Genomic DNA, 20,008 nt, shown 5'->3' on the forward strand with positions numbered 1-20,008 from the left:
CCTCAAGATCACCAACTGCTTCCCGAACGGACGAAGATTCGCTGCTATGCGAAATGAACGAAGCCACTTTGAGCCTGCTTCGTTCTCAGGACCGCGGAGCGATGACAGAGCAATGCCCGTGCAAACACAGGGAGTTGAGGGACCGTACAACCGACCCCCCGGACGCAACCTGAACCCGCCCCGAAGGTGACCCGAGCTCAGACAGTCCCAGGTATCACAAGCCCCGACTCGTACGCCACGATCACCAGCTGTGCCCGGTCCCGCGCTCCCAACTTGCCCATGATTCGGCTGACATGAGTCTTCGCGGTCAGCGGGCTGAGTCCCAACGCGTCGGCGATCTCGGGGTTGTTGAGACCGCGCGCGACCAGCGCGAGCACCTGCCGTTCCCGTTCGGACAGCCCGCTCGGGCCGTCCACCGCGGATGTCATCGCGGTGTTCGGCGCGCGCAGAAAGCGGGCGATCAGCCGCGAGGTGGGACCGGGCGAGAGGAGGGACTCCCCCGCGGCCACCGTCCGGATGGCGTCGAGGAGTTCGGCGGGCCTGATGTCCTTCACGAGGAAGCCGGACGCCCCGGCCCGCAGTGCCTCGACGATGTTCTCGTCGGTCTCGTACGTCGTCAGGACGAGCACCTTCACCCCCGCGAGATCCTCGTCGGCGGCGATGAGCCGGGTCGCCTCGATCCCGTCGAGGTCGGGCATGCGGATGTCCATCACGATGAGATCGGCCCGCGCCGACCGGGCCAGTGCCACGGCCTCCCGCCCGGTGCCCGCCTCTGCGACGACCTCCATGTCGCCTGCCGACGAGACGAGCATCGCGAAGGAGGCCCGTACGAGGTTCTGGTCGTCGGCCAGCAGTACGCGGATGGTCATCGAACCTCGTCCTCCCGGGACAGCGGCAGTGTGGCGGTCACCTCGAAGCCCTCGGCGGGCCCCGGGCCGGCGTCCAGTGTGCCGCCCACGCTACGGGCCCGCTCCCGCATTCCGATGAGCCCGAACCCCGGCGTACCGTCGGACGGGCCCACTCCGCCGCCCGAGCCGTCGTCCCCGCCCGTCCCGTCGTCCCTGACACTCACGCGCAGTGCGCCGTCCGCGGTCCACAGACCCACTCGCACGGTGAGGTCCTCGCGGCCGCCGTGACGTACGGCGTTGGTGAGCGCCTCCTGCACGATCCGGTACGCGGCGGCGCCCACGGAGGGCGGGATGTCGTCCGCGCGGACGGACAGTTCGACCTTGGCCCCGGCCACCCGGCCGGTCTCCGCGAGATCGGCCAGTCCGTCGATCCCGGGCAGCGGCCCCCGCATGTCCTCGGCCCCGGAAACAGAACCGGACACGGAACCGGGCCTCGGATCCGCGCCCACTTCCACGACCGGGTCATGCGCCCGCAGCACCTCCAGCGTCGTACGCAGTTCCCCCCGGGCGATCCGGCAGGTCCCCGCGATGTCGTCCAGTGCCTGGGCGACGGCCTTGCGGTCGAGGCGCTCGGGGTCGGCGGTGAGGACGTGGGCCGCCACGGACGTCTGCACGCCGATGAGCGTGATGCTGTGGGCGAGCAGATCGTGCAGGTCACGGGCCATCCGCAGCCGTTCCTCGGCGACGCGGCGCCTGGCCTCCTCCTCCCGGGTGCGCTCCGCCCGTTCGGCCCGCTCGACGATGGAGGCGACGTACCAACGGTAGTAGCGGACATCGATTCCGATGAACAGGACCGCGATGATCCAGCCGGAGATCTCCAGGGACTCCAGCGCCCCCTCCGAGTTGGTGAGGCCGTTGCTGATCAGTGTCGGGCCGAGGACGGCGAGACCGGTGAGCAGCGTGCGGCGTACGGTGCCGGTCGCCGCCACGGTGTAGAGCGCCAGGACGGTCGCGGGGACGGGCAGGGCGGGGTTGTAGTCGAGGGCGTAGTACGGAGCCATGCACGCCACCACCCCGAGCAGGGCCACCAACGGACTGCGCCGCCGCCATACGAGGGGCACGTGCCCGGCGAGCAGCAGCATCCAGCTGAGATGGTCGGGCCTGGTCCCTTCGCCGCCCGTCAGGGTGATGGCTACGGCGAGCACGGCGACGCCCAGCGCGAGGACCGCGTCGTTGCGTGTGCGGTGCGGTGCGGTCAGCGGTTCGCGGTTGATGGCGGACATGATGCGCTCGACGCGACGGGACCGCCCGCCGCCACCGTCCGCCGTCTCCGCCGCCGACCGGTCGCGTACCCCTGTGGTCGTTCCCCGTTCTTCCACGGCTCCATCTTCCGGTACTCGTACGGGAACCCGGGCGCCCCTGCGGAAGCAGAGGCGCCTGGGCGGGCCCGCCAGATCAAGGTGCACGATCAACGTGCTCGATCAGAGCGTTCGATCCGGGCCTTCGGACAGCGTGCTCAGGGTGCACTGACGGTTTCCGGCTGCCGGGGCGGCTCGGTCGGCCCGCCCCTTCCGCTCGACCCGGCCGGTTCGGCCGGCCCGGGCTGCCGTGAGAGCCCGCCCGGCCACCACACCTTCCGGCCCAGGGCGACGCTGGCACTGGTCACCAGATACGTCCGTACGAGGAAGGTGTCGAGCAGGACGCCGACGGCGATCACGAAGCCGAGCTGGACCAGCTGCACCAGGCCCATGTTCATCAGCACGGCGAAGGTCGCGGCGAGGACGAGTCCGGCGGAGGCGATGACGCCGCCGGTGGTGCGCAGTGCGGTGAGTGCCGCCGTGGCCGGTTCCGCTCCCGCCAGGGACTCCTCCCTCATCCGGTGCATGAGGAAGATGCCGTAGTCGACGCCGAGCGCGACCAGGAACACGAAGGACAGCAGTCCGAGCCCCGGATCGGTGCCCTTGAGGCCGAGGAGCGGTTCGAAGACCAGTCCGCCGATCCCGAGGGAGGCGCCCCACACCGCGACGACCGCGACCACCAGGAGCAGCGGTGCGACCAGACTCCGCAGCAGCCCGATCAGGATGAGCATCACGAAGACGAGGACGAGCGGTACGACGATCTTCGTGTCCCGGGCGTTGGTGTCCTCCAGGTCGATCTGCTGGGCGCTGTCCCCGCCGACGTAGGAGCCCTTCAGTTTGCCCCGCAGGGACTTGATGGTGGTGGTCTCCCCCGCCGACTGGGGTGCGCTCTTGGCGAAGACGGAGATCTCGGTCCAGCCGTCTCCCGTACGCCCCTTCTCCGCGCTGCCGACGCCCGGTGTGCCGCGGACTGTCGCAAGGGTCTCGTCGGCGCGCCCCTGCGGAGTGATCACGTCGATGGGCTGGCTGCCGCTGTCGGGAAAGGACTTGGCGAGGGTCTCCATCGCGACGACGGACTCCGGCTTCTTGACGAAGGAGTCCTCCTGCTTGAGCGCTCCCGGCAGGTTGAACGAGCCGAGGGCGAGGGCGCCGAGCAGTACCGCACCGCTCGCGAGTACGGTCAGCGGCCTGCGTCCGGCGGAGCTGCCCATCGCCGAGAACAGGCTGCGCCGCTGCTTGGGCGTGCTCCCGAAGGCGGGCACGAGCGGCCAGAACACGCGCCGTCCGACCACTACGAGGATGGCGGGGAGCAGGGTCATCATCGCGATCAGCGCGCACAGCACTCCGACGGCGCCGAGCGGGCCCATGCCCCGGCTGCTGTTGAGGTCGGCGGCGAGCAGGCACAGCAGTCCGGCGGCGACGGTGCCGGAGGAGGCGAGCACGGCGGGCCCGCAGCCGCGCAGGGCGGCGACCATGGCCTCGTACGGTCGCTCGATGCGCCGCAGCTCCTCCCGGTAGCGCGAGATGAGCAGCAGCGCGTAGTCCGTGCCCGCCCCGAACACGAGGATCGTCATCACACCCGAACTCTGCCCCGAGACGGTCGTGCCGAAGGCCTGGTTGAGGCCGTAGGCGACGCCCATCGACATGTAGTCGGCAATCCCGGCGGCGACGAGGGGCACGAGCCACAGCACGGGGCTGCGGTAGATCAGGATCAGCAGTACGGCTACGACGGCGACGGTGGTGTAGAGCAGCGGTCCGCCGAGCGAGTCGTAAACCGCGCCGGAGTCGGTGGCCAGCGCGCCGGTGCCGCCCACATCGACGCTCAACCCGCCTTCGCCCTGGGCGACTTTGCGAACGTCGGTTACGAGCTTGTCCTGCTTCTCCTCGTCCGCCCCGGGCTCGTTGCTGGCGACCGGGTACATCAGGGTCGTGCCGTCCTTGGACGGAATCGCCTTGGGAGTACCGCCGATCAGCTCGTGCTGTCGGGTGATCTCCGCGACCTGCCCGGCCGCGGTCTTCCGGTCGGCGGCGCTGAGTCCGCCGTCCCGGTGGTAGACGAGCACCATCTCGGTGGTCTCGCCACCGGGCAACTTCTCCTCGATCTTCGCCACTTGCGTCGAGTCCGCACTCGCCGGCAGGTAGTCGGTGACCTTGTCGTGCTGCACGTCGGCGAGCTTCGCCGCGAACGGCCCGACAAGCGCGATCACGGCAATCCACAGCCCGAGCACCGCCCATGGAACGGCTCGCCCGCGCCCCGTCCTCGTCGTGGTTGTCTCTCCGGCCCTCATCGACCGATCTCCCTCCGGGTGACGTCTGCTTCGGTCCCCAGACTTCCGGTGAGAGCTGCGGCTTTCGTCGGGCGGGAGGGCGAGGTGACGCGTACTGCCGGGGGTGACGGCGGGTGCGGATTACTCCCTGGGGAGTAGTCGGCGGACGGCGCGCCGCCCCAGAAGGGGTGCGGGGCTGTTTCGATCTGCGGCTACCGCCGCGATGGGGTTCCCCCGCTCGAGCGAAGCCGAGAGTGGGAGCGACCAGCCCTCACCAACCCGCAGCAGAATCAGTCCCCCGTCGGGAGGGCGCGAGGGGCCTGGGCCCACCCGGGGCTCACGACGGCGTCCGCGCCGCCGTGAGCAGTCGCGTCACATCATCCGCACAGATCGTCAGCGCAGCGGCCACCGTAGCGAGGGTCTCCCGTTCGGCAGGCTGTACGGCCCGTCGGCGAGAGCGATACGGGCGCCCTGGGTGGGCCCAGGCGTCGAAATCCTCCCTGGCGTGCAGATACTGCCCAGGTCCCTCCATGAGGTCCGCGCCGGACAGTCGGTCCAGGGCGGTCCGGATTCTCTCGTCCCGCAGCTCCGGCGCGTCGGAATCCATGACCCGCAGTGCCCACGCCGAAGCTGCCTCGGGGCTGATGGAGCCGGAGGCGAGCGAAAACAGGCGCGCGCGAACGGACTCTTCCAAATCGTCGTCTGTCATCAGAATGTCCCTGTGAAATGTGGCGACGTCAGAGGTCGTGCGGCTGGGCCGCTGATGTCGATGGGGTGCCGGCACTCCCAGTGTCGGCACCGCCCACTCAAGGACGTTCGGCGACCGGCACCGGGAGGTTCACCTTGCGGGTGCCCCAATGGGTGGTGCGGGCTTGGGTGAGGGCCCAGTACATGGCAGGGCGGACTATGAGCAGGTTCAGCAAGGTGACGAGGGGTGTGAGGAAGATCCAGGCCACGATCTTCTGGCGAGCCGACAGCTCGGGCCGAAGTGCTGCGTACATCCCGGTCTGGGCGTAGGTCATGATCAGCCAGTAGCCGAGACCCTGCAGGAAGAGCAGCTTGTAGTCGGTGTGGTAAGGCAGCACGAACAGAACCCACACGTAGAGGATCGGCATGGTGGCGGTGACGACCAGGCCGTAAAGCCGGAAGAACAGGGGAGCAGCCGAGAAGTTGGTGAGCTCCCAGCCGACATAGCGCCAGTACGACTTGAACCACCGCACGCGCTGCGTGAACAGCTCGTTGATGTCGGTCGGCATGCTGCTGTAGACCCAGGCCTCGTTCACGGCGACCACCTGGCCGCGCTGGAGCGCGTAGTGGGTCAAGCGCCGGTCGTCACCCGCTGTTCCCGAGGTGACATAGTCGTCCAGGTTCTCCAGGACGAGCTCCTTGCGGTAGACGGCGAGGATGCCCGAGGTGGGGGCGACCGCACCCACCTGCGAGCGGGCCATCCTGGTGACCAGACACCAGGTGACGATCTCGAGATCGATCACGCGGGTGAGCAGGCTGTGCGTGTAGTTGGAGACCAGTGTCAGACCGGTGCAGGCCTGGACACGGACGTCCGACATGGCCTTCAGGCAGTGCCACAGCCCCATGCGGTGAACGACTGAATCGGAGTCGACGGTCATGATGAGGTCGTACGTCGACGGGTCCACGGTGCGCAGCACGTTCGCCTGTGCCTCACGCTTACCGGCGTTGTCCTGGCGGTGCCAGGTGACCAGTGGATGGTCGAAGGGGACCACCGGGATCCTGGAGCCGTCATCGACGACGTGAATCGCGTCGGGCGGGCGCACCTGGTTGATGAGCGCCCACACGGTCTTGTGCAGAGCCTCGGAGGGTTCGTTGTACGCGGGGACGATGGCCAGTACCCGTCCCTCATGGGCGGGCAGGTGGGTGAAGCTTCGACCCTTGATCACCGCGGCCAGCGAGTAGATGAGGACGGCGGTGACGGCGCAGTAGAAGACCAGTGCGGTCCCCCAGGGCTGGGTGCTCCAGTAGAAGTGGTAGATGAGGGTCCAGGCCGTGGCCGCCAGAGTGGCGGCCACACAGACCCAGGTCTGCCACGGTGCCCGACGGCCCCGCTTGGACGTGCGGTTGGACATGTCAGGCACGCCCTCGCTGGCGTCGGGTGACAGCCCGGTAGGTGAAGGCGCCCACCAGGACGAGTGTCACCGCGACGGCGAGGACCCAGTTGAGCGAGACGCTGGCGCCGAACAGCGTGAAGGCGCCTACGCCGGTTCTGGCGAGTGCTCCGTCGTCGTAACCCATGTCGTTGTCCTTTCGGTGTCTCAGGCAGCGCGAAGCAGCCCGGCGTATGTCGTGAGGTGGAGGCCGTACGCTCCTGGCGTGCTCGGCGTACGGCCGTAGGCGTGGCGAGTGGGCTGTGCCGGGCGCCTCAGAGGAGCTCGATGTGTGGAGCCGCTGCCATCACGCCGCGGGTGTCCAGCACGAAGGCGGCCTCCGCCGCGAGCCGTTCGAGGTCGAACTCGTCGTGCGGGGTGAGCAGGACGACCGCGTCGAAATCGGCGACACACGTGCCCGTGCCCGCGTGTTCCGCTTCCGCGGCGAAGGGGATGGTCCGGCTGCCGCCCTCGGGCAGGTAGGGGTCCACGACGGTGACGTCCGCCCCCATCTGCCGCAGCCGGTCGGTGACTTCCACGGCCGGGGACTGACGGGCGTCCGAGGTGCCCGGCTTGTAGGCCGCCCCGAGCGCGAGGATCCGCGCGCCGTGCACGCTCCGCCGGAACCGCCGGCTGAGGGAGTCCTGGAGGCGGCGTACGACGTAGTCCGGCTGGCTCTCGTTGATGTCCTGGGCCAGTTCGATCAGCCGGAAGGTCTGCCCGTGCCGTGCCTTGACGTGGTGGCTGAGGTAGACCGGGTCGATGGGCAGGCAGTGCCCGCCGACGCCGGGCCCGGGCAGGAACCTGGTGAACCCGAAGGGCTTGGTCGCGGCCAGTTCCAGCGTGTGCCAGACGTCCACGCCCAGCGTGTGCGCCATCCGCGACAGCTCGTTGACCAGCGCGATGTTGACGTGCCGGTAGGTGTTCTCGAACACCTTGGCCAGCTCGGCCTCTTCGAGTCCCGAGGCGGGCACGGTGACGTCGGTGACGGTGTCGTAGAAGCCCTTCACGCGCTCCAGGCAGCCCTCGGTCAGTCCCGCGACGATCTTCGGCGTGTTCTCCAGGCGCCAGTCGGGGTTGCCGGGATCGATGCGCTCGGGGCTGAACCCGACGTGGAAGTCCCGCCCCGCGACGAGGCCGGAGCCCTCCTCCAGCAGCGGGACGAGGACGTCACGCGTGGTGCCGGGGTGGGTCGTCGACTCGAGTACGACGGTGGCGCCCGGCTCGATCCACCCGGCGAGCGCACGGCCGGCGTCCCGTACGCAACTCAGGTCCGGGGCGCGGTCGGTGAGCGGCGTGGGCACGGTGATGACGGCGACGTCGAACCCCTTGAGGTCCTGCGGGTCGGAGGTCGCGTAGTAGGCGTCCGAGTCGAGCACCGCCCGCAGCCGCTCGTCGCCGATGTCCTCGACGTACGACGACCCGGAGGCCAGCGCCGTGCAACGCGCCCGGTCGGGCTCATAACCGGTGACGGTGTGCCCGGCCTCGGCGGCCCTCACGGCGAGGGGCAGGCCGACATAGCCCTGCCCCAGCACACATATGTGCATGGTGGATTCCTCACCCCTGAAGTACGGCCGTCTGTTCCTGAGGCAGGCGGCCGTGGCGTGGTACTGCGTGAGAAGCGGCGTGGGAACGGCACCACCGCCGCGTCACCGGACTGCCGGGCCCCCTTGCCCGACCGTGCGCAAAGCGCAACCGGCGATCTTCACAAACCCCCCTTATTTGTGGACCTTCATGGTTCAACAAGAATTCGCTGAACGGAACCCTCTTTACTGTTTCGAGACGTGTGAAGTGTGCGACGGGCGGCTTTGGTTAAAGGGTGACGCTCAGTCAATTGCTCGCGGGCAACCTCGGCAGCGGTCCGCGATCTTCACTTCCCTTGGCGGGGGCGGCCCTGCGAAGGGGGCCCGGCAAGTGCATTCGCGAATATCGCGCGCCCCCAAGTGCGCCCCCCGTACCACCGCATCACACGGCTCCCGTACGGCGCAGGCACGGCTCCCGCACGGCTACCGGTTACCCGCGGTCAGCCCAGGTGGCACGGCCGCTCGAGTCGGCCATGGTCGTCCACTGGGCGTCGTATCAGCCGCAGATGAGCTGGGCCACCGCCCGGTCGAAGTCGCCGGCCGCGAGTGCCGCGGCCGGGATGGTGAAGTACAGCGTCCCGGCGTCGCCCCAGCCCCACCCCAGCTCGGTGTCCTCGGCGAGCTGGAGCAGATGGACGGCCGCCGTGCCGTCGGCGTCCCGGGACGACACCGGCAGTGTGTGCGAGGTGTCGGGCCAGCCGAAGGCGCAGTGGCTGCCCGCGGTGTTGCCGTCGAGATCCGCCATCGTGGTGAGGAACAGCGAGGCCACTCCCCAGTGTTCGTCCCGGTCGTACTCCAGGTCGCCGTCCTCGACGTCCCAGCAGTCCGGGAGCATGGTCACCCCGACCGCGTGGACGGGCACCGCCGGGTAACTCCGCGCGGGCCGGGGGGCGGTGACGGTGACCGCCCGTGCCGGGTCGGCGGGAATGACGCGCCACACCCCGGGCTGGTACACGTCCAGCTTGCGGTACTCCTCGTACGGCAGGTCCGGATCCAGGTAGAAGAAGTTCAGCAGGCCCGGCCGCACGGGCAGTTCGGGACCCAGCCAGGGGGCGAGGGCATCGGTGTCCAGAACGGCGTGCAGAGACAGCGGAACACCGCTCAGTTCGGGCCAGACTGCCCCTGGTTCGAGCAGAGCGGGACCACCGAGCCGACACCGGCCTGTCGCCCCTGCCCCGTCCGTGGCCGGGATCAGCCGGAAGCCGCGACGGGCCATGGCGGCCAACTGCCGGCCGGCCTTCTCGCCGAGCCGCTGGACGCAGACGTCGTCGAGGCTGCCGTGATCGTCGAACTGCATGGAGGGATCCTGCCAACCTCACAACCGCCCCGCCAGGGCGGGTCCGGAGACTTCGTGGGCGGCAAGAGTTCGGCCGTTCGCCCGAAACCGCCGTCCGTTCCGCCGGCGGTACGCCGGTCCCGCTCTCCCCGCCAGGTTCCATAGCCTCTATGACCAGGCAGAGCACCACGGCACAGCTGCGCCGGATCTCCCATCGAAGGGCGCGTCGCGAAAGTTCCGGGCCGACGAGACGCTCTCCCGCAGAGGACCGTCCGGCAGGAAGCCGACTGCAGTGGGCGGCACTGACGGCGTCATCGATCCCGGGCATCGCGGCTCTCGTCGCCCTGCTGTTCACGTGGGTCTCGGTCGGTCAGACCGGTGCGCAGGTGCGGGTCTGGCCGGGGCGGTCATGGCGGGCACCGTGCTGCGGGAGGCAACGCTGAACGGGGCCGAGCTGGCGGACGCTGTCCTGAGCGATGCCGACCTGGCTCGTTCGCGCCTCGTGCGAACCCGCCTGAGGCGGATCGAGGCGACCGGCGCGCACTTCGAGGACACGTACCTGACGAGGGCGGACATGCCGGGTGCCCGTCTCCAGCGGGCCAGTCTCGTCCGTGCGAGTCTGCCGGGCGCGATCCTGCGCGGAGCGGACTTGAGGCAGGCCGACCTCCGCGACGCGGACTTCACCGGAGCGGACCTGACCGATGCCGACCTCACCGGCGCGAAGAACCTGTCGACGGCCGACTTCGCCGGCGCGGTCACCAAGGGCGCTCGGGGCTTCCCCTCCCAGAGCTAGCCATCGATGCGTGTCACTCCGCCGCGAACTCGTACTGCAACTCGTGGAGATGTCCTGCCCCGGCGTCCGGGCCTTGGCCCCGAGGCGCCCTCTTACCCGGGCGCCCACCACCTGCCCGATCCTCTACCCTGCACCGGGCGCCTGAGCAGGGGGAACGACGATGAGCATGTGCTTCGACGTCGGTGACGAGACGCTGTGGAATCCCTCGAACGGGGCCGGCCGGCTCTTCGTGCGGCAGGTCGAGGTCTTCGATGTCGGCACCGGCGCTCTCCGAGGGGATCGTGGCGACGGCGGTCGCGCTCGCGCGGCGCGCCGGCTCCCCGCCGGACCGCCGGGAACGCCGAAGCCCCCCGCCCGGTCGTCGGGCAGGGGGCTTCGGGAGGGTCGGAACGACCAGGTGAGATCGTCTACTTCACCGGCTCCGGCTCCGGCGCGCTCGTAGAGTCCGACGTGCCGGCCGGCGGCTCACCGTCGTCGTTCGAGTCGTCGTCGGTCTCCTCCACGGGGACCGGCGTCTTCACCGAGTCCAGCAGCAGCTGGGCCACGTCCACCACCTGGATGGACTCCTTCGCCTTGCCGTCGTTCTTCTTGCCGTTGACGGAGTCCGTGAGCATGACCAGGCAGAACGGGCAGGCCGTCGAGACGATGTCGGGGTTGACCGACAGTGCCTCGTCGACGCGCTCGTTGTTGATGCGCTTGCCGATGCGCTCTTCCATCCACATCCGGGCGCCACCCGCGCCGCAGCAGAAGCCGCGCTCCTTGTGGCGGTGCATCTCCTCGTTGCGGATGCCCGGGACGCTGGCGATGATCTCGCGCGGCGGCGTGTAGATCTTGTTGTGGCGGCCCAGGTAGCACGGGTCGTGGTACGTGATGATGCCCTCGACCGGCGTGACCGGGATCAGCTTGCCCTCGTCGACGAGGTGCTGCAGCAGCTGCGTGTGGTGGATGACCTCGTAGTCGCCGCCGAGCTGCGGGTACTCGTTGCCGAGCGTGTTGAGGCAGTGCGGGCAGGTCGCGACGATCTTCTTCGCGGACTTCGGCTTCGCCGACTCGGCGACCACCTTGCCCTCGTCGTCCATTTCCTCGCCGAACGCCATGTTCAGCGCCATGACGTTCTCCATGCCGAGCTCCTGGAACAGGGGCTCGTTGCCGAGACGCCGGGCGGAGTCACCCGTGCACTTCTCGTCGCCGCCCATGATCGCGAACTTGACGCCCGCGATGTGCAGCAGCTCCGCGAAGGCCTTCGTGGTCTTCTTCGCGCGGTCCTCCAGGGCGCCGGCACAGCCGACCCAGTAGAGGTACTCGACCTCGGACAGGTCCTCGATGTCCTTGCCGACGACCGGGACCTCGAAGTCGACCTCCTTGAGCCACTCCAGGCGCTGCTTCTTCGCCAGGCCCCAGGGGTTGCCCTTCTTCTCCAGGTTCTTGAGCATCGTGCCCGCCTCGGACGGGAACGACGACTCGATCATCACCTGGTAGCGGCGCATGTCGACGATGTGGTCGACGTGCTCGATGTCCACCGGGCACTGCTCGACACAGGCGCCGCAGGTGGTGCAGGACCACAGGACGTCCGGGTCGATGACGCCGTTCTCCTCCAGCGTGCCGACCAGGGGGCGCTCGGCCTCGGCCAGCGCTGCCGCGGGCACCGAGGCGAGCTGCTCCTCGGAGGCCTTCTCCTCGCCCTCCATGGTCTTGCCGCCGCCGGCCAGCAGATACGGCGCCTTGGCGTGCGCGTGGTCCCGCAGGGACATGATCAGCAGCTTGGGGGAGAGGGGCTTGCCCGTGTTCCACGCGGGGCACTGCGACTGGCAGCGGCCGCACTCGGTGCAGGTGGAGAAGTCCAGCAGGCCCTTCCAGGAGTACTGCTCGACCTGGGAGACGCCGAAGACGTCGTCGTCACCGGGGTCGGTGAAGTCGATCGGCTTGCCGCCCGAGGTCATCGGCTGCAGGGCACCGAGGGCCGTGCCGCCGTTCGACTCGCGCTTGAACCAGATGTTCGGGAACGCCAGGAAGCGGTGCCAGGCCACACCCATGTTGGTGTTGAGCGACACCACGATCATCCAGATGAACGAGGTGCCGATCTTGATCATCGCGACCAGGTAGACGAGGTTCTGCAGCGCGGAGACGCTCAGGCCCTTGAACGCGAGCACCAGCGGGTACGACGCGAAGTACGACGCCTCGTAGTGGTCGACGTGGTGCAGCGCGCCCTCCAGGCCCCGCAGCACGTAGATCGCCAGGCCGATGGTGAGGATGACGTACTCGACGAAGTAGGCCTGGCCGGCCTTGGAGCCGGCGAAGCGGGACTTGCGGCCGGGCCGGTTCGGCAGGTTCGCCAGGCGGATCGCGATGAGCACCGCGATGCCCAGGACCGTCATCACGCCGATGAACTCGATGTACAGCTCGAACGGCAGGAAGTCACCGATGACCGGCAGCACCCAGTCGGCCTGGAACAGCTGGCCGAAGGCCTGGGCGAGGGTCGGCGGGAGCGTCAGGAAGCCGACGGCGACGAACCAGTGCGCGACACCGACGATGCCCCACCGGTTCATGCGCGTGTGGCCGAGGAACTCCTTCACCAGGGTCACGCTGCGCTGGTAGGGGTTGTCGGTCCGGGTGCCGGCCGGGACCGGCTGGCCCAGCTTGAAATACCGGACGAACTGGCCGATCGCGCGTGCGAGCAGCGCGACGCCGACCACGGTCAGTACCAGCGACACGATGATCGCGGCGAGTTGCATGGGGGCTCCTCGGGCCTGCGAGGGGTTAAGTCGGGTGACCTGTCACTTTGCAGGGTTCCCCGAGATTACTAAGCGGTAACTTATGCAGTCCGTCTGAGACTACCCTCATCCTCCGCCGCACTGTAGCCGGGTGGGCAGTGATCTGAATCGCTGAGGGTTGCCTCAGGAGCGGACCGGATCCCGACCGGATCCGGTCGGGATCCGTCATGCGTCTCGTGGTGCGACCGGTCGCGACGTGTGCGTCCCGTTGTGAATCTGGTCGTCCATCCCGTCGTGTTATTCATACCGAAATGTCATAGTCCCGCCTAACTTATATCCGTGCTCTACGGGATCACCGCCGCCGCCACCGCCCTCGTCCTCACCGCCGTGCTCGCCGCCGCCCTGCGGGTCCCCGCGCTGCGGCTGCGGCTGGTCGAGCGGCGCCGGCAGCGGGACGTGCCGCTGTCCGGGGGGCTCGCTGTCGTGCTCGTCACCGGGCTGGTCGTGGGGGGCGGGGAGTGGCTGGGGGTCGCGCCCGCCGCGGAGGGGACGCGGGGGGTGCTCGTCGCCGCGGGGGTCGTCGCCCTGCTCGGGCTCGCCGGTGACGTGTGGCGGCTGCGGCGGCGGGTGCTGGCCGCCGGAACGGCCGTGGCGGCCGCGTGTGTCGTGCCGTACGGGGAGACGGGTGTGGGGACCGGGCTGCTGGCCGTCCTGTGGGTCGTGGCGGTGGTGTTCGGGTTCCGCGGGCTCGACCACGCCGACGGGCTGGCCGGTACGGTCGGGGTGGTCGGCGCCTTCGGGGCGGCGGCCTGTGCCGCCGTCGAGGTGATGGACGGCATCGCGGGGCTGATGAGCGTGCTGGCCGCCGCGCTGACCGGCTTCCTCCTCCACAACTGGCATCCCGCGCGGGTGGCGCTGGGCGGCTGCGGGTCCATGGCCGCGGGATTCGTGATCGCCGTGGGGACCGTGTACGCCCGGGCCGGGTTCGGGCTGGGGGAGAGCGCGGGCGTCCTGTTCGCGCTGACCGCGGTGGTGGCCGCCGACATCGTCCTCGTGCTGGCGTCGCGGCGGCTGAGCGGGCGGAGCGTCACGCGCAGCGGGCCCGATCATCTGGCGCACCGGCTGCGGCGGCTGGGGCTGACCGCGCCGGGGGCGAGTCTGCTGCTGGGGATCGGGGCGTTGTCCGGGATGCTCGTCGGGGTACTCGCGCATGCCGAGTGGATCGGGGCGAGCGCCCTGTGGTGGGTGGCGGGAGGGGCGCTCGTGGTGGTGTTCACACTCTCGCGTGTACCGGTGCACAGTCCTCGACGCAGTGTATCGACGCAGGTCAGAGCGCCGTTGCGTGTAAGGAGCGGATAAGAGTTGAGCCTGCCCGACTCACGTCTGTTGACCGGTTGGGGGTCGTCGTGCACACTTGAGTCCGTTCCACTCAAGTCAGCTGGAGGAATCAACCATGGCACGTGCGGTCGGCATCGACCTGGGCACGACTAACTCCGTCGTCAGCGTTCTGGAGGGCGGCGAGCCCACCGTCATCACCAACGCCGAGGGCGCCAGGACCACGCCGTCCGTCGTCGCCTTCGCCAAGAACGGTGAGGTGCTCGTCGGAGAGGTGGCCAAGCGCCAGGCGGTCACGAACGTGGACCGGACCATCCGCTCCGTGAAGCGTCACATGGGCACCGACTGGAAGATCGAGCTGGACGGGAAGCCCTTCAACCCGCAGCAGATCAGCGCCTTCGTGCTCCAGAAGCTGAAGCGTGACGCCGAGTCCTACCTGGGCGAGAAGGTGACCGACGCGGTCATCACCGTCCCGGCGTACTTCAACGACTCCGAGCGTCAGGCCACGAAGGAGGCCGGCGAGATCGCCGGTCTGAACGTGCTGCGCATCGTCAACGAGCCCACCGCGGCCGCCCTGGCGTACGGCCTCGACAAGGACGACCAGACCATCCTGGTCTTCGACCTCGGTGGCGGTACGTTCGACGTCTCGCTGCTGGAGATCGGCGACGGCGTCGTCGAGGTGAAGGCCACCAACGGTGACAACCACCTCGGTGGTGACGACTGGGACCAGCGCATCGTCGACTACCTGGTCCAGCAGTTCCAGTCCGGCCACGGCGTGGACCTGGGCAAGGACAAGATGGCCCTGCAGCGTCTGCGCGAGGCCGCCGAGAAGGCGAAGATCGAGCTGTCCTCGTCCACCGAGACCTCGATCAACCTGCCCTACATCACCGCCTCCGCCGAGGGCCCCCTGCACCTCGACGAGAAGCTCACCCGCGCCCAGTTCCAGCAGCTGACCGCGGACCTCCTGGAGCGCTGCAAGACGCCGTTCCACAACGTCATCAAGGACGCCGGCATCTCCATCAGCGAGATCGACCACGTCGTCCTGGTCGGCGGCTCCACCCGCATGCCCGCCGTCGCCGAGCTCGTCAAGGAGCTGACCGGCGGCAAGGACGCCAACAAGGGCGTCAACCCGGACGAGGTCGTCGCCATCGGCGCCGCGCTGCAGGCCGGTGTCCTCAAGGGCGAGGTCAAGGACGTCCTGCTCCTCGACGTCACCCCGCTGTCCCTCGGCATCGAGACCAAGGGCGGCATCATGACCAAGCTCATCGAGCGGAACACGACGATCCCGACCAAGCGGTCCGAGATCTTCACCACCGCCGAGGACAACCAGCCGTCCGTGCAGATCCAGGTCTACCAGGGCGAGCGCGAGATCGCGGCGTACAACAAGAAGCTCGGGATGTTCGAGCTGACCGGTCTGCCGCCGGCGCCCCGCGGCGTCCCGCAGATCGAGGTGTCCTTCGACATCGACGCCAACGGCATCATGCACGTGACCGCGAAGGACCTCGGCACGGGCAAGGAGCAGAAGATGACCGTCACCGGCGGCTCCTCGCTGCCGAAGGACGAGGTCGACCGCATGCGCCAGGAGGCCGAGCAGTACGCGGAGGAGGACCACAAGCGCCGCGAGGCCGCCGAGTCCCGCAACCAGGGCGAGCAGCTCGTCTACCAGACCGAGAAGTTCCTCAAGGACAACGAGGACAAGGTCCCGGGCGAGATCAAGACCGAGGTCGAGGAAGCCGTCGCCGAGCTGAAGGAGAAGCTCAAGGGCGAGGACTCCGCCGAGATCCGCACCGCCACCGAGAAGGTCGCGGCCGTCTCGCAGAAGCTCGGCCAGGCCATGTACGCGGACGCGGGTGCGGCCCAGGCCGCCGGTGGTCCCGCCGGTGACGCGGGCGCCGCCGCCGGTGGTGCCAAGGCCGCTGACGACGACGTCGTCGACGCCGAGATCGTCGACGAGGACCGGAAGGACGGTGCCGCGTGACGGAGGAGACCCCGGGCTTCGACGAGCAGCAGCCCGACGTCCCTTCCGGCGCCACCTCCGAAGACGCCGAGCCGAAGGCCGCCTCCCCCTCCGCGGAGGAGGGGGAGGCCCCGGCCGGGGACACGGGCCAGGACGTGGCTCTGGTGGCCCAGCTGGACCAGGCCCGCACGGCGCTCACCGAGCGCACGGCGGACCTCCAGCGCCTCCAGGCCGAATTCCAGAACTACCGCCGCCGGGTCGAGCGCGACCGGATCGCGGTCAAGGAGATCGCCATCGCGAACCTCCTGACCGAGCTCCTGCCCGTGCTCGACGACATCGGCCGCGCGCGCGAGCACGGCGAACTGGTCGGCGGCTTCAAGTCCGTCGCCGAGTCGCTGGAGAGCACCGCGGCGAAGATGGGCCTGCAGCAGTTCGGCAAGGAGGGCGAGCCCTTCGACCCGACGATCCACGAAGCCCTGATGCACAGCTACGCACCGGACGTCACCGAGACGACGTGCGTGGCGATTCTGCAGCCCGGGTACCGGATCGGCGAGCGCACCATCCGCCCCGCGCGGGTGGCCGTGGCCGAACCCCAGCCGGGGGCGCAGACGGTCAAGGCGGACGAGTCCGCCGACGCCGACGACAAGGAGAGCGGTGGCCCGGACGAGGGCTGACGTCATAGACGAAGGGAAGGAGGGGCGTCGAGGATGAGCACCAAGGACTTCATCGAGAAGGACTACTACAAGGTCCTCGGCGTCCCCAAGGACGCCACCGAGGCCGAGATCAAGAAGGCGTACCGGAAGCTCGCCCGCGAGAACCACCCGGACGCCAACAAGGGAAACGTCAAGGCGGAGGAGCGCTTCAAGGAGATCTCCGAGGCCAACGACATCCTCGGCGACCCCAAGAAGCGCAAGGAGTACGACGACGCGCGCGCCCTCTTCGGCAACGGCGGCTTCCGCCCGGGGCCGGGCGGCGCGGGCGGCTCCTTCAACTTCGACCTGGGTGACCTCTTCGGAGGCGGCGCCCAGGGCGGCGGCCAGGGGGCCGGCGGCTTCGGCGGCGGGCTCGGTGACGTTTTCGGGGGCCTGTTCAACCGCGGCGGCGCGGGCGCGGGGACGCGCACCCAGCCGCGGCGCGGCCAGGACATCGAGTCCGAGGTCACGCTCAGCTTCACCGAGGCGATCGAGGGCGCGACCGTCCCGCTGCGGATGTCCTCGCAGTCGCCCTGCAAGGCCTGTTCGGGCACCGGCGACAAGAACGGCACACCACGCGTGTGCCCGACCTGCGTCGGCACCGGGCAGGTCGCCCGGGGCAGCGGCGGCGGCTTCTCCCTGACCGACCCCTGCCCGGACTGCAAGGGCCGCGGCCTGATCGCGGAGAACGCCTGCGAGGTCTGCAAGGGCAGCGGCCGGGCCAAGTCCTCGCGGACCATGCAGGTGCGCATCCCTGCGGGCGTCAGCGACGGCCAGCGGATCCGGCTGCGCGGCAAGGGAGCGCCGGGCGAGCGCGGCGGGCCGGCGGGCGACCTCTACGTCGTCGTGCACGTCGGCGCCCACGCGGTGTTCGGCCGCAAGGACGACAACCTCACGGTCACCGTCCCGGTGACCTTCACCGAGGCGGCCCTCGGCGGCGAGGTGCGGGTGCCCACCCTGGGCGGCCCGCCCGTCACGCTGAAGCTGCCGCCGGGCACGCCCAACGGGCGTACCATGCGCGCCCGGGGCAAGGGCGCGGTCCGCAAGGACGGCACCCGCGGCGACCTCCTGGTCACCGTGGAGGTGAGTGTTCCGGCGGACCTGTCGGGGAAGGCTCGTGACGCACTCGAGGCGTACCGAGAGGCGACTGCGGATGAGGATCCGCGGGCGGATCTGTTCCAGGCCGCGAAGGGAGCATGAGTCAGATGGACGGTCGTCGGCGCAATCCGTATGAACTGACCGAGGAAACCCCGGTCTACGTCATCTCGGTGGCGGCCCAGCTGTCCGGCCTGCACCCGCAGACCCTGCGCCAGTACGACCGGCTGGGTCTGGTCTCCCCGGACCGCACCGCCGGCCGGGGCCGCCGCTACTCGGCCCGTGACATCGAACTGCTGCGCACCGTCCAGCAGTTGTCGCAGGACGAGGGCATCAACCTGGCCGGTATCAAGCGCATCATCGAACTGGAGAACCAGGTCGCCGCGCTCCAGGCCCGGCTGGCCGAGATGCAGGACGCGCTCGACGGTGCGGCGGCGGCGATGCGCCAGCGCGAGGCCGCGGTGCACGCGTCGTACCGCCGCGACCTGGTGCCCTACCAGGAGGTGCAGCAGACCAGCGCGCTGGTGGTGTGGCGGCCGAAGCGGCAGCAGCAGTCCGACTGACGCGCGTACGCAGGTGAAGGGGCCGGGAGTTGACTCCCGGCCCCTTTCGCGTGTTGTGCAGGTCTTGGCCCGGTTTCGCGGGGCCTCCCGTGGATGACGGGGTGGTGTACGCCACCTGAAGGTGATTCCGCAGAGTCTTCACAACACTTGCGGAGCGTGGTGTTGTCATCTCGTTAAGTGGTTCCGCTTGACGCTGGGGGCGCGTCCGCGTTGGCTTTTGAGTCACATGGGCCGCAAAGCTGTGCCCACGTCCGAATCACACGCGAAGTGAGCCCCCGCATGCGTCGTCGTATCTCCATATCCGTGGCCGCGGCCACGATGTCCGTCACGCTCGCCGGCTGCGGCGTGCTCAACGCGACGGGGAGCAGTGACGACGCCAGCCCGGCCAAGGGCAACGACATCACCGTGGGGCTGCTGCTGCCGGAGAAGGCGAACACGCGCTACGAGAACTTCGACTACCCGATCATCAAGCGGAAGGTCGAGTCGCTCACCAACGACAAGGGCCGCGTCGAGTACGCCAACGCCGAGGCGAGCGCGAACAAGCAGGCGGACCAGTTGCAGCAGATGATCGACGACCGGGTCGACGTGATCCTGCTGGACGCCGTGGACGCGAAGGCCATCGCGAGCGGCGTGGAGAAGGCCAAGGAGGCCGGCATTCCGGTCATCGCCTACGACAGGCTGGCCGAGGGCCCGATCGACGCGTACATCTCCTTCGACAACGAGCTGGTCGGCGAGGTCCAGGGCCGCTCCCTGCTGGAGGCCATCGGCGAGAAGGCGAGCCTGTCCGACAAGATCGTCATGATGAACGGCTCGCCGACGGACCCGAACGCCAAGCAGTTCAAGGCCGGGGCGATGTCCGAGCTGAACGGCAAGGTGACCATCGCCGAGTCCTTCGACACCGCGGACTGGAAGCCGGAGAACGCCGAAGCCAACATGGCGAAGGCGATCGCGAAGATCGGCAAGGGGAACATCGCGGCGGTCTACTCCGCCAACGACGGCATGGCGGGCGGCATCGTCAAGGCCCTGGAGGCCGCGGGCGTGAGCGACCTGCCCCCGATCACCGGGCAGGACGCGGAGCTGCCGGCCGTGCAGCGGATCATCAGCGGCGAGCAGTACATGAGCGTGTACAAGTCCTACCCGCAGGAGGCGGAGAACGCCGCGGAGATGGCGGTCGCCAAGGTCCAGGGCCGCGACATCCAGTTCGCCGCCCTCACCCGCGACAAGGTCGACAGCCCCACCGACAAGGGCATCCCGGCGCAGCTCGTGCCGGTGGTCGCGCTCACCAAGGAGAACATCAAGGACACGGTGGTCGCGGACGACATCTACAAGCTGTCGGACATCTGCACGGCCGAGTACAAGGCGGCGTGCCGGGCGATCGGCCTGAAGTAGCCCGGTCACGCGCCGGGTTCACCA

General features: G+C 69.3%; 16 protein-coding genes and 1 pseudogene. 8 read left to right on the forward strand and 9 right to left on the reverse strand.

The annotated features are described in order from the left end of the window. Positions 1–197: 197 nt before the first annotated feature. From AB0B29_RS27390 to AB0B29_RS27425, 8 genes and pseudogenes are all read right to left on the reverse strand, one after another. The gene (locus AB0B29_RS27390; protein WP_362244132.1) at positions 198–869 is read right to left on the reverse strand and encodes a response regulator transcription factor; all 672 of its coding nucleotides are present in this window, start codon (positions 867–869) and stop codon (positions 198–200) included. Further along, positions 866–2,227, reverse strand: a complete 1,362-nt coding sequence (locus tag AB0B29_RS27395) for a sensor histidine kinase (protein WP_362244133.1) — start codon at positions 2,225–2,227, stop codon at positions 866–868. Before AB0B29_RS27395 ends, AB0B29_RS27390 begins: the two co-directional genes overlap by 4 nt. A gap of 137 nt (positions 2,228–2,364) precedes the next feature. Further along, positions 2,365–4,494, reverse strand: coding sequence for an MMPL family transporter (locus tag AB0B29_RS27400; protein ID WP_362244134.1), 2,130 nt, complete (start codon positions 4,492–4,494; stop codon positions 2,365–2,367). A gap of 316 nt (positions 4,495–4,810) precedes the next feature. Next, positions 4,811–4,947, reverse strand: a pseudogene (locus tag AB0B29_RS27405) (TerB family tellurite resistance protein); the annotation flags it as partial. 332 nt (positions 4,948–5,279) lie between these two features. Further along, positions 5,280–6,572, reverse strand: coding sequence for a glycosyltransferase family 2 protein (locus tag AB0B29_RS27410; RefSeq protein ID WP_362244135.1), 1,293 nt, complete (start codon positions 6,570–6,572; stop codon positions 5,280–5,282). 1 nt (position 6,573) lies between these two features. Next, on the reverse strand, positions 6,574–6,738 hold the full coding sequence (locus AB0B29_RS27415) for a hypothetical protein (RefSeq protein WP_362244136.1): 165 nt from the start codon (positions 6,736–6,738) through the stop codon (positions 6,574–6,576). A 127-nt stretch (positions 6,739–6,865) separates the two neighbouring features. Next, positions 6,866–8,137, reverse strand: a complete 1,272-nt coding sequence (locus AB0B29_RS27420) for a nucleotide sugar dehydrogenase (protein ID WP_362244137.1) — start codon at positions 8,135–8,137, stop codon at positions 6,866–6,868. A 532-nt stretch (positions 8,138–8,669) separates the two neighbouring features. After that, a complete protein-coding gene (locus AB0B29_RS27425; RefSeq protein WP_362244138.1) occupies positions 8,670–9,470 on the reverse strand; it encodes a YwqG family protein in 801 nt (266 codons plus the stop codon). Here AB0B29_RS27425 and AB0B29_RS27430 point away from each other — a divergent pair. Together AB0B29_RS27430 and AB0B29_RS37800 are read left to right on the forward strand one after the other, a co-directional pair. After that, entirely contained in the window at positions 9,469–10,242 is a 774-nt protein-coding gene (locus AB0B29_RS27430; RefSeq protein ID WP_362244139.1) for a pentapeptide repeat-containing protein, read from the forward strand. The two genes, AB0B29_RS27425 and AB0B29_RS27430, sit on opposite strands and share 2 nt — an antisense overlap. Positions 10,243–10,408: 166 nt before the next feature. Beyond that, positions 10,409–10,684, forward strand: coding sequence for a DUF6086 family protein (locus tag AB0B29_RS37800; RefSeq protein ID WP_436845898.1), 276 nt, complete (start codon positions 10,409–10,411; stop codon positions 10,682–10,684). On the opposite strand, the gene AB0B29_RS27440 is transcribed toward AB0B29_RS37800, so the two are convergent. After that, the gene (locus tag AB0B29_RS27440; RefSeq protein ID WP_362244140.1) at positions 10,650–12,974 is read right to left on the reverse strand and encodes a (Fe-S)-binding protein; all 2,325 of its coding nucleotides are present in this window, start codon (positions 12,972–12,974) and stop codon (positions 10,650–10,652) included. The two genes, AB0B29_RS37800 and AB0B29_RS27440, sit on opposite strands and share 35 nt — an antisense overlap. Positions 12,975–13,292: 318 nt before the next feature. Between AB0B29_RS27440 and AB0B29_RS27445 the strand changes: the two genes are divergently transcribed. The 6 genes from AB0B29_RS27445 (at position 13,293) to AB0B29_RS27470 (ending at position 19,984) form a co-directional block, all read left to right on the forward strand. Further along, the gene (locus tag AB0B29_RS27445; protein ID WP_362244141.1) at positions 13,293–14,312 is read left to right on the forward strand and encodes an MraY family glycosyltransferase; all 1,020 of its coding nucleotides are present in this window, start codon (positions 13,293–13,295) and stop codon (positions 14,310–14,312) included. Positions 14,313–14,406: 94 nt separating this feature from the next. Continuing rightward, positions 14,407–16,266 carry a molecular chaperone DnaK gene (gene dnaK / locus AB0B29_RS27450; RefSeq protein WP_362244142.1) on the forward strand — a complete coding sequence of 620 codons (1,860 nt, stop codon included), beginning with the start codon at positions 14,407–14,409 and terminating at the stop codon, positions 16,264–16,266. Then, on the forward strand, positions 16,263–16,919 hold the full coding sequence (grpE, locus tag AB0B29_RS27455; protein ID WP_362244143.1) for a nucleotide exchange factor GrpE: 657 nt from the start codon (positions 16,263–16,265) through the stop codon (positions 16,917–16,919). The genes dnaK and grpE overlap by 4 nt, the downstream gene beginning before the upstream one ends. Positions 16,920–16,952: 33 nt before the next feature. After that, a complete protein-coding gene (dnaJ, locus tag AB0B29_RS27460) occupies positions 16,953–18,137 on the forward strand; it encodes a molecular chaperone DnaJ (RefSeq protein ID WP_362244144.1) in 1,185 nt (394 codons plus the stop codon). Between the two features lie 5 nt (positions 18,138–18,142). Then, a complete protein-coding gene (locus tag AB0B29_RS27465) occupies positions 18,143–18,595 on the forward strand; it encodes a heat shock protein transcriptional repressor HspR (RefSeq protein ID WP_062928190.1) in 453 nt (150 codons plus the stop codon). A gap of 279 nt (positions 18,596–18,874) precedes the next feature. Continuing rightward, the gene (locus AB0B29_RS27470) at positions 18,875–19,984 is read left to right on the forward strand and encodes a sugar ABC transporter substrate-binding protein (RefSeq protein WP_436845887.1); all 1,110 of its coding nucleotides are present in this window, start codon (positions 18,875–18,877) and stop codon (positions 19,982–19,984) included. The last annotated feature ends 24 nt before the right edge of the window (positions 19,985–20,008 follow it).

The organism is Streptomyces tibetensis (genome assembly GCF_040647715.1).
GTDB classification, from domain to species: Bacteria; Actinomycetota; Actinomycetes; order Streptomycetales; family Streptomycetaceae; genus Streptomyces; species Streptomyces tibetensis_A.